This window comes from Allobosea sp., assembly GCF_017308015.1.
In the GTDB taxonomy this organism is placed as follows: Bacteria; Pseudomonadota; Alphaproteobacteria; order Rhizobiales; family Beijerinckiaceae; genus Allobosea.
The window spans coordinates 1-15429 of sequence record NZ_JAFKFW010000022.1; the positions used below are offsets into that span (position 1 = coordinate 1).

11 protein-coding genes, 1 tRNA gene and 2 rRNA genes are annotated in these 15429 nt (G+C 63.1%); 13 read left to right on the forward strand and 1 reads right to left on the reverse strand.

Going from position 1 to position 15429, the window contains the following annotated elements; genetic code table 11:
• The 6 genes from J0I42_RS17430 to J0I42_RS17455 form a co-directional block, all read left to right on the forward strand.
• Positions 1-986 (forward strand): 23S ribosomal RNA (locus J0I42_RS17430); the annotation flags it as partial.
• Positions 987-1061: 75 nt separating this feature from the next.
• A 5S ribosomal RNA gene (gene rrf / locus J0I42_RS17435) occupies positions 1062-1176 on the forward strand.
• 145 nt (positions 1177-1321) lie between these two features.
• Positions 1322-1398: transfer RNA gene (locus J0I42_RS17440), tRNA-Met, on the forward strand.
• Between the two features lie 773 nt (positions 1399-2171).
• Entirely contained in the window at positions 2172-3839 is a 1668-nt protein-coding gene (locus J0I42_RS17445) for a peptide ABC transporter substrate-binding protein (RefSeq protein ID WP_291656594.1), read from the forward strand.
• A 106-nt stretch (positions 3840-3945) separates the two neighbouring features.
• A complete protein-coding gene (locus J0I42_RS17450; RefSeq protein WP_291656595.1) occupies positions 3946-4899 on the forward strand; it encodes an ABC transporter permease in 954 nt (317 codons plus the stop codon).
• Positions 4896-5849, forward strand: coding sequence for an ABC transporter permease (locus J0I42_RS17455; protein ID WP_291656597.1), 954 nt, complete (start codon positions 4896-4898; stop codon positions 5847-5849). Before J0I42_RS17450 ends, J0I42_RS17455 begins: the two co-directional genes overlap by 4 nt.
• Before the next feature lie 530 nt (positions 5850-6379).
• Here J0I42_RS17455 and J0I42_RS17460 read toward each other — a convergent pair.
• On the reverse strand, positions 6380-7306 hold the full coding sequence (locus J0I42_RS17460) for a LysR family transcriptional regulator (RefSeq protein WP_291656598.1): 927 nt from the start codon (positions 7304-7306) through the stop codon (positions 6380-6382).
• Positions 7307-7423: 117 nt separating this feature from the next.
• Here J0I42_RS17460 and J0I42_RS17465 point away from each other — a divergent pair, with 117 nt between their 5' ends.
• The 7 genes from J0I42_RS17465 (at position 7424) to J0I42_RS17495 (ending at position 14807) form a co-directional block, all read left to right on the forward strand.
• Positions 7424-8314, forward strand: coding sequence for an alpha/beta fold hydrolase (locus tag J0I42_RS17465; protein WP_291656600.1), 891 nt, complete (start codon positions 7424-7426; stop codon positions 8312-8314).
• On the forward strand, positions 8292-9203 hold the full coding sequence (locus J0I42_RS17470; RefSeq protein WP_291656602.1) for an alpha/beta fold hydrolase: 912 nt from the start codon (positions 8292-8294) through the stop codon (positions 9201-9203). The genes J0I42_RS17465 and J0I42_RS17470 overlap by 23 nt, the downstream gene beginning before the upstream one ends.
• 5 nt (positions 9204-9208) lie before the next feature.
• Positions 9209-10771, forward strand: a complete 1563-nt coding sequence (locus J0I42_RS17475) for an ABC transporter substrate-binding protein (RefSeq protein WP_291656604.1) — start codon at positions 9209-9211, stop codon at positions 10769-10771.
• 119 nt (positions 10772-10890) lie between these two features.
• Positions 10891-11862: an ABC transporter permease gene (locus J0I42_RS17480; RefSeq protein WP_291656606.1), complete on the forward strand. Its 972-nt coding sequence runs from the start codon at positions 10891-10893 to the stop codon at positions 11860-11862.
• Between the two features lie 13 nt (positions 11863-11875).
• Positions 11876-12793: an ABC transporter permease gene (locus J0I42_RS17485; RefSeq protein WP_291656607.1), complete on the forward strand. Its 918-nt coding sequence runs from the start codon at positions 11876-11878 to the stop codon at positions 12791-12793.
• The gene (locus tag J0I42_RS17490) at positions 12790-13797 is read left to right on the forward strand and encodes an ABC transporter ATP-binding protein (protein WP_291656609.1); all 1008 of its coding nucleotides are present in this window, start codon (positions 12790-12792) and stop codon (positions 13795-13797) included. The genes J0I42_RS17485 and J0I42_RS17490 overlap by 4 nt, the downstream gene beginning before the upstream one ends.
• The gene (locus tag J0I42_RS17495; RefSeq protein WP_291656610.1) at positions 13794-14807 is read left to right on the forward strand and encodes an ABC transporter ATP-binding protein; all 1014 of its coding nucleotides are present in this window, start codon (positions 13794-13796) and stop codon (positions 14805-14807) included. Before J0I42_RS17490 ends, J0I42_RS17495 begins: the two co-directional genes overlap by 4 nt.
• The last annotated feature ends 622 nt before the right edge of the window (positions 14808-15429 follow it).

A 15429-nucleotide genomic window follows, 5' to 3' on the forward strand; every position in this document is an offset into this window, starting at 1 on the left:
CGGCGGCCGTAACTATAACGGTCCTAAGGTAGCGAAATTCCTTGTCGGGTAAGTTCCGACCTGCACGAATGGCGTAACGACTTCCCCGCTGTCTCCAGCATAGACTCAGTGAAATTGAATTCCCCGTGAAGATGCGGGGTTCCTGCGGTCAGACGGAAAGACCCCGTGCACCTTTACTGTAGCTTTGCGCTGGCATTCGTGTCGGCATGTGTAGGATAGGTGGTAGACTTTGAAGCCGGGGCGCCAGCTCTGGTGGAGTCATCCTTGAAATACCACCCTTATCGTCATGGATGTCTAACCGCGACCCGTCATCCGGGTCCGAGACAGCGCATGGCAGGCAGTTTGACTGGGGCGGTCGCCTCCCAAAGAGTAACGGAGGCGTGCGAAGGTGGGCTCAGAGCGGTCGGAAATCGCTCGTTGAGTGCAATGGCATAAGCCTGCCTGACTGCGAGACTGACAAGTCGAGCAGAGTCGAAAGACGGCCATAGTGATCCGGTGGTCCCGCGTGGAAGGGCCATCGCTCAACGGATAAAAGGTACGCCGGGGATAACAGGCTGATGATTCCCAAGAGTCCATATCGACGGAATCGTTTGGCACCTCGATGTCGGCTCATCACATCCTGGGGCTGGAGAAGGTCCCAAGGGTTCGGCTGTTCGCCGATTAAAGTGGTACGTGAGCTGGGTTCAGAACGTCGTGAGACAGTTCGGTCCCTATCTGCCGTGGGTGTAGGAGAATTGAGAGGATCTGCCCTTAGTACGAGAGGACCGGGGTGGACGTACCTCTGGTGGACCTGTTGTGGCGCCAGCCGCAGTGCAGGGTAGCTATGTACGGACGGGATAACCGCTGAAGGCATCTAAGCGGGAAACCCACCTCAAAACGAGTTCTCCCTCGAGAGCCGTGGAAGACGACCACGTTGATAGGCCGGGTGTGTAATCGCAGCAATGCGTTCAGCTTACCGGTACTAATTGCTCGATCGGCTTGATCGTTCTCATGATCAATGTCCGCGACACCAACACAACGCGACAATCAAAAGACCAATGCTTGCCAATATCCTTCGCCGGCCCGGTGGCTTGAGCGAGGAGCCAGAACCCGATCCCATCCCGAACTCGGCCGTTAAACTCCTCAGCGCTGATGGTACTGTGTCTCAAGACCCGGGAGAGTAGGTCGTTGCCGGGCCTGTCAAGGATATCCCTCATCACAAAGACAAATCGCTTCAACGCGGCGGTCGACCACAAGTCGCCGCCGCGTTCACGTTTAAAGCCCAGAACGCCCAAGGTCAGGCCGCCAGGCCAATCCAGGACGCAAAAGGCCAAAAAGTCGACGCGGGGTGGAGCAGCCCGGTAGCTCGTCAGGCTCATAACCTGAAGGTCGTCAGTTCAAATCTGGCCCCCGCAACCAATATCGCCAAAAACCCCGCCTCCAAAACAGGCGGGGTTTTCGCGTTCGAGCCCAGAAAACGGATGCGACGCCGCGCCTCCAAAACAGGCGGGGTTTTCGCGTTCGAGCCCAGAAAACGGATGCGACGCCGTGCCAAGGGCGACCGGAAGCTCAGGATCCACTTGGCCACAGCCGCCTGGCGTGGCCGCGCTCCGCTTGATCGTCGAGCGAACCGCCCCCATCGCTTCACCGTGCAATTCCGTATCTTCCAGCAGGCGATCAGGTCGCCGTGCTGACCTGACGAGCCCGCTCGCAGATTCGCTCTGAACTAAGCTGCAGATCCGGGCCGCCCTCCCTTTTTAGCTGCTCAGAGTACAACGCACCGGCGCGGGAGAAGAGCGTCCTGAATCGTCCAGAGCCGGGCATTGGCTGCCGTCAGGCTTTGGAGGCGGAGTTGCCCGGTTTCGTGGACACCCTCGAAGTCAATATCTGGAGTGTCCGATGCCCCGCTTTCGAGCCGCATGCTCGGCGGAATTCAGGCGGCAGAGTGATCTGGCACGCCAAAATCGTGAAGAGGGCGCCGAAGCGGGGCCGCTCCAACTCCGGCATAGCCGGCGGGTCCTTCTCGGCTCGCTTCCAGGGGGCGTCGGGGAAGCGCCGATCGACGATTGCGTTGAGTGAAGCGATGGCAATATCCTCATTCCAGAAGCCGGTCTCAGAAAGCCGGCAGGTGAGGCCCAGTGTCGCTGCTCGGCGACACGGTGAGCGCTCGAATGAAGCCGGAGGTGATTTTGATGATTTTCAGGACGACACTGGCCGCACTGGGCATTGCGGGTTTGATGATGACCACTGCACCGGCGCAGGCAGCCAAGGATCAGCTGACCATCGGCGTCGCGCAATTCCCCTCGACGCTCCACCCCAACATCGATGCCGAGGTGATCAAGTCCTATACGCTGGGCTTCGTCATCCGCAACATCACGGCGTTCGACAAGGACTGGAAGAACAGCTGCCTGAGCTGCGTCGAGCTTCCCAGCGTGAAGAACGGCACGGCCAAGATCATCGACCTGCCCAATGGCGGCAAGGGCATGGAGGTCACGATCAAGCTGAAGCCGGATCTGAAATGGGCGGACGGCAAGCCTGTCACGACCAAGGATCTGGAATTCACCTGGAAGCTCGGGCGCGACCCGAAGACCGGTTTCTCCAATTCCCAGCCCTGGACGCGCGCCGTCAAGCTCGACATCATCGACGCGACCACGGCGGTGCTCACCCTCGACAAGGTGCTGTCGTCCTATAACGAGTGGGACCAGATCCTGCCGGAGCATATCGAGGGGCCCGTCTACGAGAAGGCCAAGGAGGCGGGCGACTACATCAAGCAGACGACCTATGCCCGCAATCCGACCACGCCCGGCCTGTATAACGGCCCTTACATGGTCACCGGCTATACCTCCGGATCCCAGGTCGTGCTCGAGCCCAATCCGCACTGGGCCGGCACCAAGCCCGGCTTCAAGCGCATCATCCTCAAGCTGATCGAGAACACCGCAGCCCTGCAGGCCAATCTCCTGTCGGGCGATGTCGACATGATCGGCGGCGAGGGCGTCGGCCTGTCGATCGATCAGGTCCTGGAGCTGCGCAAGCAGCATCCCGATCGCTTCGAGTACCTGTTCAAGCCGAGCCTGAACTACGAGCATATCGATCTGCAGAACGGCAACCCGCTGCTGAAGGACGTGCGGGTCCGGCAGGCCCTGATCTACTCGGCCGATCGCAAGACGCTGACCGACCGCCTGTTCCAGGGCCTGCAGCCGGTGGCCGACACCTGGGTCAATCCGCTCAATGCGAATTTCACCAAGGACACGCTGCACTACCCCTATGACCTCGCCAAGGCCAAGGCCATCCTGGCGGAAGCGGGCTGGAAGCCCGGCCCGGACGGCATCTGCCGCGACGCCGCGGGCACGCGCCTGTCGCTGGAGTTCGCCACCACGGCGGGTAACCGCCTGCGCGAGCTGCAGCAGGCCGTGCTGCAGAACAACTGGAAGGCCGCCTGCATCGAGGTCCGCATCAAGAACGAACCGGCGCGAACCCTCTTCGGCGAGACCATGAAGAAACGCACCTATAGCGGTCTGGCGATGTACGCTTGGTCGAGCAGCGTGACGGAATCGCCGCGCCGGACGCTGGCGAGCGACAATATCCCGACCGAAGCCAATGGCTGGGGTGGCGCCAACTACATCAACTTCTCCAATCCGCGCATGGATGAGCTCATCACCAAGTCCGAATCGGTGCTCGATCCGGAGGAAGGCAAGGCGCTCTGGGCGGAGATGCAGAAGATCTATGCCGAGGAACTGCCTGTCATCCCGCTGTTCTTCCGTTCGGAGGCGCATGTCTATCCGAAATGGCTGAAGGGCTACGAGCCGACCGGACATGGTCATTACGGCTCGATGTTCAGCGAGAACTGGCGTTCCGAGTGATCGGACCAGCTGCGAGCTCAACCGCGGCCGCGACGATGCGGCCGCTGAGCGGGCAAGGCCTCATGCTGCGGCGCGCGGCAGCGCGCCGCGATAGGGAGTTGGGTTGATGGCGTCCTTCATCACCCGCCGGCTGCTGCAGACCTTCGTGGTGTTGCTCGTCATGTCGTTCGTGGTCTACGGGCTGATGGGGCTGATGCCCGGCGACCCCGTCGACATCATGGCGGCGAGCCAGCCCGGCATGACACCGGAGGTCATGGCCAATCTCAGGGCGATCTATGGGCTCGATCAGCCGCTCATGGTTCGCTATGTGCGCTGGCTGATGGCGGTGCTGAGCGGCGATTTCGGCTTTTCGCGCACCCATGCGCGGCCCGTGCTGGAGGTTTTGACCCCGGCCCTGCTGCAAACCTGCAAACTCATGCTGGCGAGCTTCACGCTCAGCGTGATCCTGTCGCTGATCCTGGGCATCGTCTCGGCGCTGAAGCCAGGCGGCTGGATCGACGGCTTCGTCAGCCTGTTCGCCTTCGCCGGGATCTCGGTGCCGATCTTCTGGCTCGCCCTGGTGCTGATCCTGACTTTCGCGGTCGGGCTGCAATGGCTGCCGGCGAGCGGCATGGGGCAGGTCGGCAATTTCGGCTTCTGGGATCAGGTGCGGCATCTCACGCTGCCGGTCCTGGCGCTGACGCTGGCCAATACCGGCCAGTTCACCCGCTATGTCCGCGCGGCCATGATCGAGACGCTGCAGATGGATTTCGTCCGGACGGCACGCGCGAAAGGGGTCGGCAGCTGGCGCATCATCCTCGTGCACGCGCTGCGCAACGCCATGGTGCCGTTCGTGACGATCATGGCGTTGAGCTTCGGCTCGCTGTTCTCCGGCGCCCTGGTCACCGAGACGATGTTCGCGCAGATGGGCATGGGCAAGATGATCTATGACTCGATCCTGTCCAATGACTTCAATCTTGCGCTGATCGGATTGCTGTTTGCGACGTTTACGACGCTGATGGCCAATCTTCTGGCCGATCTGGCCTATGTCGCCCTCGACCCGCGGATTCGACTGGAATGAGCACGTTGGACACGCCGATGGCGCCAAGCGAAGGCGGCAAGCCGCGCACCGTCGCGACACAGACGATCTGGGCGCTGCGCTGGCGTCGTTTTCGCGCGCACCGCACCGGCGTCGCGAGTCTCGTCGTGCTCGCTTTGCTGGTTGTATTCTGCCTGATGGCGGGGCCGCTGGAAGCCTGGCGCGGCGTTGATGCCACGCAGACCGATCTGTTCAAGCGTTACCAGCCGATCTCGGCCGAGCATTGGCTCGGGACCGACGATGCCGGGCGCGATGTGCTGGCAAGGCTGATGTATGGCGGTCAGGTTTCGCTGCTGGTCGGCTTGCTGGCAACCATCATCGGCGGCGTGTTCGGGGTCTCGCTGGGGCTGCTTGCCGGCTATTATGGCGGCCGTCTCGACAACGCCTTGATGCGGCTGACCGACGGCATGATCGCCCTGCCGCTGCTGCCGCTGCTGATCGTCCTCGGCGCTGTCGATCTGACCAAGCTCGGCTTCTCCGCCGAGGCCGCCCATTCGCAATCGGTCGCCTTCTGGCGGATTATCCTGATCATCGCCCTGGTCGACTGGACGGCCATCGCCCGGATCGTCCGGGCCGCCACTCTTTCGGTCAAGGAGCGCGACTATGTCAGCGCGTCGCGCGGCAGCGGTGCGAATGCGCTCTACATCATGGCGCGGCACATCCTGCCCAATACGATCACGCCGATCATCGTGGCCTTCACCCTGACCGTCGGGCGCGTCATCCTGTTCGAGTCGGTGCTGAGCTTCCTCGGCTTCGGCATCGTGCCGCCGACGCCGAGCTGGGGCAACATGCTCAACAACGCCCAGGAGCTGGTGACGACCGCGCCGGCGCTGGCGATCTATCCCGGGCTCCTGATCTTCGTCACGGTGATCGCTGTCAATTTCCTCGGCGACGCCATGCAGCACGCCTTCGATCCGCGTTCGGAGAAATAGCGCGGGCGCTCACACCGCACCACACAGCAAAGCCAAGTGAACTCGTCATGGTCGATTTCAGTTCGTCCATGACGAACATGGAAGGTGATGTCGATGAGACTGTGCTTGATCTTATGGAGGAAACCGCCCCGGTGATGTCCGCTTTCAGGCAGCTTCAGAGTGTCCGCTCCTGGCGCGATTGAGCCAACAGAGAGGCCGTTGAACGTCGGATTCCCATACAAGCAGGTCGTTCGAGCACCCAATGCATCAGGCCGGGATACGCCAGCAGCCGGCCTTTGCGCTTTGCCTGCAAGCGGACGCCAGCTGATTTTGCAGCGAGTAGGCAGCTCTCGTCCCTTCGCAGCTCCAGCGGACGATCGTCCGCGCTTAACTACCCCGCGGCAAATCGGCTTGCGAAGCAGTCCAGCTGCCATTGCTAGTTCTGGAGCCGGGTATTCGGAGGTTATCAAGTCGATCCGATCGCCGCGGCGTTGCTGCAAGGAAAGGATGCCCGATGATCGGGGCACGGCCAGATGACATCTGACGTGCAATCACTCAGACCTCCGGGACGGGCTCTGGGAGGCTTGCAGATAGCGGGCGAAGCTGCGGGCCGGGCCCGACAGCGAGCGGCCGCGGAGGAACTGCAGGGCGATGTGGAATCGGACGGAGGTTCCGCGGATGGGGCGATAGGCGAGGATGTCCTCGCGGTGGCGTGAACTCACATAGCCAGGCAGGATCGCGATCCCGTAGGCCGATGCCGCCATGCCGAGCGCTGTATCGATCAGCGAGACCTCGAAGACTTGGTCGAAGCTTGTCCCGCTCTCCACCAATGCAGGCTCGACCAGTTGTGCTGCAGCGCTGGTCTGGCGCAGCAGCAAAACTCGCTCGACGTGGAGATTTTCCAGGGTCACATCGGCCTGCATGGCCAACGGATGCAAGCGATGCATCACCGCCATCAGGGGCACATTGCGCTCGACCAAACGCTGATAGTCGAGCTGCGGATGGTCGATCATCTCGATCGGGCGGACCGTGATGCCGATCTCGGCCTGCTCGGACAGGATATGGCTCAGGGTTTCACGACTCTGGCTGTCATAGAGGACGATATCGACCTCTGGGTGCCGCATCGCGAACTCGGCGATCACCGGCGGCAGCATATTGCCCGCCATGTGTGGGCCGGCCGCGATCGAGAGCCGCCCGCGTGCGCCCGCAGCCCGTGCCCGCAGATCCTCGAGCGAGCGTTCCATCTGCTCGAGGAAACGCGTGGCGTGGCGGAGGAATTCCTGCCCCTCCGGAGTGATCTGCACCATGCGGGTGGTGCGGTCGAAGAGACGGACCTGAAGCTTCGCTTCCAGCTCCTTGATCTTCTTGCTGAGCGAGGACTGCGTCATCCCGAGCGCCGACGAGGCGAGGGTATAGCTGTTCATCCGCGCCAGGGTGCTGAAGGCCAGCAGCTCGCGACTGCCGATATCCTCGTTCATGATAAAGTCTCAAAAGGAATATATTAAGTCTTTTATTTCGTTTGAGTGAATTATTCAACCTCTCTAGCAATGACCTGCGGAAAGCCCCGCAACGCAGGCGCTATCGAGGGAACGCTCATGGAGGAATCCTGGATCGACGTAGGGGGTGTTCGCACCCGCTACCTCACAGTGGGGCAGGGGGGGCGCCCCGTCGTCTTCGTGCATGGCGGCACGATCGGCGATGCCAGCGCCGGCTCCTCGGCGAACGACTTCGGATCGATCCTGCCCCTCGTCGGGCAGGGCCGCGAGACCATCGCGGTGGATCGCATCGGGCAGGGCTATACCGGAAATCCGCTCGACGGTGATGACGAAGGCTGGACCATGGCAGGTTCGGTCCGCCATTTCATTGCCTTCCTCGAGAAGCTCGGGAAGGGGCCCTATCATCTGGTTGGGCACTCCCGCGGCGGCTATGTGGTGACACGCACCACGCTGGAACGCCCCGATCTGGTCGAGAGTCTGACTATCGGCGACAGCAATACTGTGGCGCCCGGCGGTGCCCGCAACGAAGCGATCCACATCCGCAATCCCCACCCGCCGGGGACGCGCGAGGCGATGGAGTTCACCGCTCGCTACTATTACTTCGATCCGGCGGTGAAGGCGGATGGCGGCTTCGAGAAGGAGCTGGAGATTCTGGCCCAACCCAAGATCCGCGAGGCGATCCGCACGATGGGCGAGGGCGGGCTGCGCGTGCGGCGCTATCTGCCTGGCCTGCTCGCCGACCGGGAGGATCTGTTCATGCGGCTCGAGCATCAGCCGCTGACGCGGCGGGTGCTGATCCTGTGGGCCTATAACGACCCGACGGCCCCGATCAGCATGGGGTACCAGCTTCTGCACCTGGTCTCGAAGCATCAGCCGCGCGTGTCGATGCATGTCGTCAACCAGTCCGGCCATTCGCTCTATCGCGAACGCCCGATGCAATTTATCCGCGCCCTGAAGGACCACCTCGATGGCTGCTACGATGGAAACTGAGGCAGGCTTCGAAGCGCCGCAGATGCTGGACGTGGACGGCATCCGGACCCGGGTCGTTCAGCACGGAGACGGCATCCCGGTTCTGTTCCTTCACGGCGGGTATCCGGGAGATCCGGTCGAGATTCAGAGCGCCGCGATCTGGGCGCCGATTCTGCGGCGACTTGGCCCGGCGGTGAATGCCATCGCCATCGACCGGCTGGGCCAGGGCTTCACCGACAATCCGAAGCGGCCTGAAGACTACACCGTCGATGCGATCGCCGCCCATGTCGTGGCGACGCTGCGCAGGCTCGGCAAGGCGAGCTGCCATATCGTCGGCCATGACGAGGGTGCTTTCATTGCCGCGCAGATCGCGGTGGAGCATCCCGAAATGGTGCGCAGCCTGACGCTGGTTTCGGCCAATGCGCTGACGCCGGGCTCGGACCGGCGCAGCATCGTCCAGGCCCACCCGCCACAGCCTCTCCTCAGCCGGCAAAGCCTGCGCTGGATCTACGAGACCGCATCCTTCAGCCACCAGGTCGTGACCGAAGACTGGCTCGACGAGCCGGTTGCCGTCGGCGCGGCAGGCAAGACCAGCGCCGCCGTCGCCACGATGCGCGAGGACGACCGCTATCTGCGCACCTATGTGAAATCCTGGACAGCGCGCCGCTCGGCGATCCACCGCGTGATGGACAAGACGGGCCTCCCCTGTCCGACGCTGGTGGTCTGGGGGTTGAACGACCCGATCGCGCCGGTTGCCAATGCCGAATATCTGATGGAGCTCCTGACGCCCCGGCAGAGGGATACCGAGCTGCGCATCTTCAACAGCGCCGGCTATTACCCGTTCCGCGAGCACGCCGCCACGTTCAGCCGCACCGTGCTCTCGTTCGTCAGGGATCATGACAGGGAGTGAACCAGATGAAGAAGTTTCTGCTGACCTCGGTACTCGCCGTCCTCGCCCCGGTTCTCGCCCAGGCGCAGGGTCTGACCATGGGGCTTGGCGGAAACGTCACCTCGCTCGACCCGCATTACCACAGCGCCGGACCCAATTCGGCCTTCGCGTATACGATCTTCAGCCGGTTGACCGAGACGGACGAGAATTCCCGCGTCTTGCCCGGGCTGGCCGAAAGCTGGAAAATGATCGACCCGCTGACCTGGGAATTCCGGCTGCGGAAGGGGGTCAAGTTCCACAACGGCAATGATTTTACCGCCGAGGATGTGGTCTTCACCTTCGCGCGCATCCCCCGGGTGGTGAACAGCCCCGGCCCCTATACCAGCTACCTGCGCGGGATCAGCGCGACCGAGATCGTCGACCCCTACACCCTGCGCATCAAGACCGAATATCCGGTGCCCATCCTGCCGCTGATGATGCACAACATCGCCATCCTCGACAGCGCCACCCACGCCAATGCCACCACGGAGGATTTCAATGCCGGCCGGGCGTTGATCGGCACCGGGCCGTTCCGCTATGTCTCGGGCAGCACCAATGCGGGGATCAAGCTCGCGCGGAACAAGGATTTCTGGGGTCCGGCGCCCGATTGGGAAAGCGTGGATTACCGCATCATCACCAACAGCGCTGCCCGGACCGCGGCCTTCCTCGCCGGAGATGTCGACCTGATCGATCAGGTGGCCAGCGCCGACGTGCCGCGCATCTCGCAGAATGCCAATGCCAAGGTGGTCAGCAAAGTCGGGCTGCGGCTGATGTATATCAACCTCGACAACGCGCGCACCAAGGATCCGGTGTTCCTGACCGACAACGCCGGCAAGCCTCTGGCGACGAATCCTCTCAAGGACGTGCGGGTGCGAAAGGCCCTTTCGCTGGCGATCGATCGCCAGGTGCTGGCGGATCGGGTGATGGATGGAACCGCCATCCCCTCGATGCAGTACATGCCACCCGACGCCTATGGTTTTGCCAAGGACCTGGCGCCGTCGTCGGCCGATCCGGCCGGCGCCAAGAAGCTTCTCGCCGAGGCCGGCTATCCCGAGGGCTTCCGGATCACCCTGCATGGTTCGAATGACCGTTTCCCGAACGACGCGCGCGTGTTGCAGGCGATCGGCCAGATGTGGACCCGGATCGGCGTGCGCACCGCCGTCGATGCCATGCCCTACGGCCCGTTCCAGAGCCGCGCCAGCGCGCAGGAATTCGCAGCCTTCCTCGGCACCTGGGGTAGTAGCGGCGAGCCGGGCATCGGCATGACCAACACGCTGGCCACCTTCGACAAGGCAAAGGGCACGGGCTCGATCAACCGCGGCCGCTATAGCAATCCTGCCTTCGACCAGGCCCTGGCCGCGGCGACCTCGGAGATGGATGACGCCAAGCGTGAAGCGATGCTCCAGGACGTCACGCGGATGCTGGTCGCGGACATGCCGATCCTGCCGCTTTACATCCAGAAGAATGTCTGGGCGGTGAAGAAGGGCTTCAGCTACGCCGGACGGGCCGACGAGGCATCCATGCCGCAGGACGTTCATCCCTCCCGCTGATCACGGCCCGCCTTGTGCAACAGACAGGAGCGGCCGCGGCCATGTCGCCGCGGCCGCTCCATCCGGACGGGTAGCGAAAAGGGCCGTACAGAAGAGCCCGACCATACCGAGGAGAGATCATGCTGGCCTGGTTCGCACGGCGAATCGTTCAATCGCTCATCGTTGTCGTCGCGATGACGATCATCGTATTTCTCGCGGTCAACGTGATCGGCGATCCGGCAGCGATCCTGATTTCGCCTGATGCCAACCAGATCGAGCGTGAGCGGATCATCGCCCAGCTTGGCCTGGACCAGCCGCTCTGGCGGCAGTACTTTTCCTTCCTCGCCGGTGCGCTCCAGGGCAATTTCGGCAACAGTTTCGTCTATGGCATGCCGGCCCTGCAGGTGATCCTCGAACGGATGCCGGCGACGATCGAGCTCGCCATCGGCACGATGATCGTCTCGCTGCTCTTCGGGGTTCCGCTCGGCCTCTATACCGGACTGCACCCGGAATCGCTGCCCGCAAAGATCGCGATGTCGGGCTCGATTATCGGGTTCTCGGTGCCGGTCTTCTGGCTCGGCCTGATCCTGATCCTGATCTTCTCGGTGCAGTTCGGCTGGTTTCCGGCCGGAGGCCGCGGCGAAACCGGGCAGCTCTTCGGTATCGAATGGTCCTTCATGACCGGCAACGGGTTGCGCCACCTCGCGCTCCCGGTGATGACATTGGCGATCTTCAAGATTTCGCTGGTCATGCGGATGGTCCGCGCTGGCGTGCGGGATGTTCTGCCGCAGGAATATGTGAAATTCGCCCGGGCCAAGGGGCTGAAGCGGCCGCGCATCCTCTACGTTCACGTGCTGAAGAACATCATGATCCCGGTGGTCACGATCATCGGGCTCGAATTCGGCTCGCTGATCGCCTTCTCGGTGGTGACGGAATCGATCTTCGCCTGGCCAGGCATGGGCAAGCTGATCATCGACAGCATCAACATGCTCGATCGGCCGATGATCGTCGCCTACCTGATCATCATCGTCTTCCTCTTCGTCGCCATCAATCTGATCGTCGACATCCTCTACACCTTGCTCGACCCGCGCGTGCGGTTGTCCAGCTTTTGACGATGGCTTCCTGATGACCAGTCTCGACCCATCGGACTCCGACATTGCGCCGCCGCGATCGCGCTCGCCTGCACGCCGGATATGGCGCGCATTCGTCGGCTCGCGGCTGGCGGTCACTGGGCTCGGCGTGCTGCTCGGCCTGATCCTGCTGGCGGTCTTCGGACCGCTGGTCGTGCCGCAGGATCCCTACGACCTGATGCAGCTCGATGTGCTCGACGGACAGCTCTCTCCCGGCTCGCCCTCGGCAGCGGGCTATACCTATTGGCTCGGTACCGACGATCAGGGCCGCGACATGCTGTCCGGCATCGTCTACGGGCTGCGAACCTCGCTGATGGTCGGCGTGGTTTCGGCCTTGGCTGCGGCAATTCTCGGCACCAGCATCGGCATTTTCGCGGCCTATCGCGGGGGCCGGATCGAAGCGCTCGTGATGCGGGTGATCGACCTGCAGCTCTCCTTCCCGACCATCCTCATCGCGCTGATGATCCTCGCCGTGCTCGGGCGCGGGGTGATGAATGTCGTGCTCGCTCTCGTGATCGTGGAATGGGCAACCTATGCCCGCGTGGCCCGCAGCGTCGCCATGGTCGAGCGGCGCAAGGAGTATATCGAAGCCGAGGAATGCCTCGTCATCCCGCGCTGGCGCATTCTGTTCCAGCATCTCCTGCCCAATTGCCTGCCGCCGCTGATCGTCATCGCAACTGTGCAGACGGGACGCGCCATCACGCTCGAGGCCACGCTGTCCTTTCTCGGGATCGGTGTGCCCATCACTGAGCCGAGCCTCGGACTGCTGATCGCGAATGGCTACCAGTATCTCCTGTCGGGAAAGTACTGGATCAGCCTCTATCCCGGCCTGATGCTCCTGGTGATCATCCTGGCGATCAATCTGGTCGGCGATCATCTGCGCGACGTCATCAACGTGCGGAGACTGCAATGACCCATGGCCCGATTGCAGCGCGTTCATCGGAAGCCCCGCTTCTGGACGTGCGCGGCCTGACGGTCGCCTTCCGCGGCGAAGGCGGCGAGGGGATCGCGATCAACGATGTCTCGTTTTCGCTGCGGCGGGGGCGCATCCTCGGGCTGGTTGGTGAATCGGGCTCGGGCAAATCCGTGACCGGCCTCTCGATCATGGGGCTGATCGAGAATCCCGGGCGGATCGCCGCAGGACAGATCCTGTTCGATGGGACCGATCTGGCGAGGCTGTCCGACGAGGAGATGCGCGAATGGCGCGGCAAGCGCATCGCGATGATCTTCCAGGATCCGATGATGACGCTGAATCCGGTGCTCCGGATCAGCACCCAATTGATCGAGACCGTGCTCGCGCATGACAAGGTTTCGCAGGAGGAAGCCCGGGCGCGGGCCCGCGATGCGCTGGGCCAGGTGGGCATCCCCCGCCCCGATGAGCGGCTCGACAGCTATCCGCACGAATTCTCGGGGGGGATGCGGCAGCGCGTGTCGATCGCCATCGCTCTGCTGCATCGTCCGGATCTGATCATCGCGGACGAGCCGACCACGGCGCTCGACGTGACCATCCAGGCGCAGATCCTGTCCGAAGTGCAGCGCCTGACCGAGCGCCATGGCACCGCGCTGATCTGGGTGACCCATGATCTGTCGATCGTCTGCGGCCTCGCCGACGAGATCGCGGTCATGTATGGCGGACGGATCGTCGAGCACGGTCCGGTCGGCGAGGTGATCCGCAATCCGCGCCACCGCTACACCAACGGGCTCCTGCATTCGGTGCCGAGCCGCAATGGCCGCGGCCAGCGCCTCTTCCAGATCCCCGGCACTGCGCCCTCGATCTTCGCCATGCCGCAGGGCTGTGCCTTTCGGCCACGCTGTGAGGCCGCCGACGATGCCTGCCGCGCCCTCCCCAGCCGGCGCGCCGACGGTGATCGGTGGCATAGCTGCGCCCACCCCGTCCAGGAGGGATGCGTGCGATGAGTATCGGCGATTGTATTGCACGGCTCGATGCGGGCTCGAAAAGCTTCGGGTCGCAGCGTGATCTGATCGGCCGGCTCGCCGAGCGCGCAGGGCTGTTGTCGCCGCCACCTCAGGTGCGGGCGGTCGATGCGGTGACGCTCGAGGTTCGGCGTGGCGAGGTCCTGGGCCTCGTCGGCGAATCCGGCTGCGGGAAGTCGACCCTTGGCCGGATGATCTCCGGCATCACTGCCCTCAGCGGTGGGCGGCTGTTATGGGGTGGCCGCGATACCGCGATGCTTGCAAGGCGCGACTGGCGCGCCGCCAAGCTGCGCATGCAGATGATCTTCCAGAATCCGTTCGCCTCGCTTGACCCGCGCATCACCGTCGAGCGGATCGTGGGCGAAGCGCCGCGCGTGCATGGGCTTATCGCCGCAAGTGGGCTCGACGAAGCGAGTTATGTCGGCCGCTATCTCGATTATGCCGGCCTGCCGGCCCATCTGCGCAATCGTTACCCGCACGAGCTTTCGGGCGGCCAGCGCCAGCGGGTCGGCATCGCGCGGGCTCTTGCCGTGCAGCCGGATTTGCTGGTCTGCGACGAATCGGTCGCAGCGCTCGACGTCTCGATCCAGGCGCAGATCATCAATCTGTTCATGGACCTGCGCCATGAGCTGGGGCTGACCTATCTGTTCATCAGCCACGACCTCGGGTTGGTCGAGCACATCTCGGACCGGGTCGCGATCATGTATCTCGGGCGTATCGTCGAACAGGGCAGCGTCGATCAGATCTTCCGCGCGCCCCAGCACCCCTATACCCAGGCCTTGCTGTCCGAGATCCCACGGCTCGATCCGGCGCGCCGCAGATTCACGGCCCTTACGGGCGAATTGCCCAGTCCGCTGAACCCGCCGGCAGGATGTCATTTCAATCCGCGCTGCCCACGCGCCTTCGATCGTTGCGCCACGATCTCTCCGCCGCTTCTGCGCACAGATGATGAGCATGAGGTTGCTTGTCATCTGATAGAGGGGCGCCTCTGAGCCGTCGGCCGGGCAGCACGCCGAATTTCATCAGCTTTTGCTCGGATCGCACGCTTCATGCCGGGCGTAGCAAGGGTGCGGTATGCCGCACGGCAGAGATCGCAGTCGTGCAGCGAAGCCCGCTCCAAGACGCAGCCACGGCCTGTAAAGCAGGTATTCCCAGCCATCGGCAGCGGCCCGTCGACAGGGCTGGGATGACGTATTTTGACGGCGCTTGGCCCGTCGCGCCATCGAGTAGTTGGAGCGCATCCGCAGAGCGCGGCGACATGCCGCCTTGGCCTCTGTCTTGCCAGACCAACAGGTCACCGGCCCGGACCCAGCCGTCCGAATGTCGCCACGGGCCAATCTGGGGTCACAGCCTCACCTAATGTCCGATGTCCGACTTGGGTCGAAGGCGGCATCGGAAAACAGGTCTGGAAGCGCTCACTTCCGGGCAGTTGCTCTATGTCTGATTATGGCGCAGGTCGGTTGCGTGGCAGCGGCGACTGAGAGCTCGTGGCCGGGCAAGCTCAAGCAAGGCGATTGGATTGTGTGAGCCATCCCGCCTGACAGCAAGGTTCACACAATCCGATCGCCGATGAGTTCAATCGCCTGCCTGGAAAGAAGGCCGACCGATCGGCGT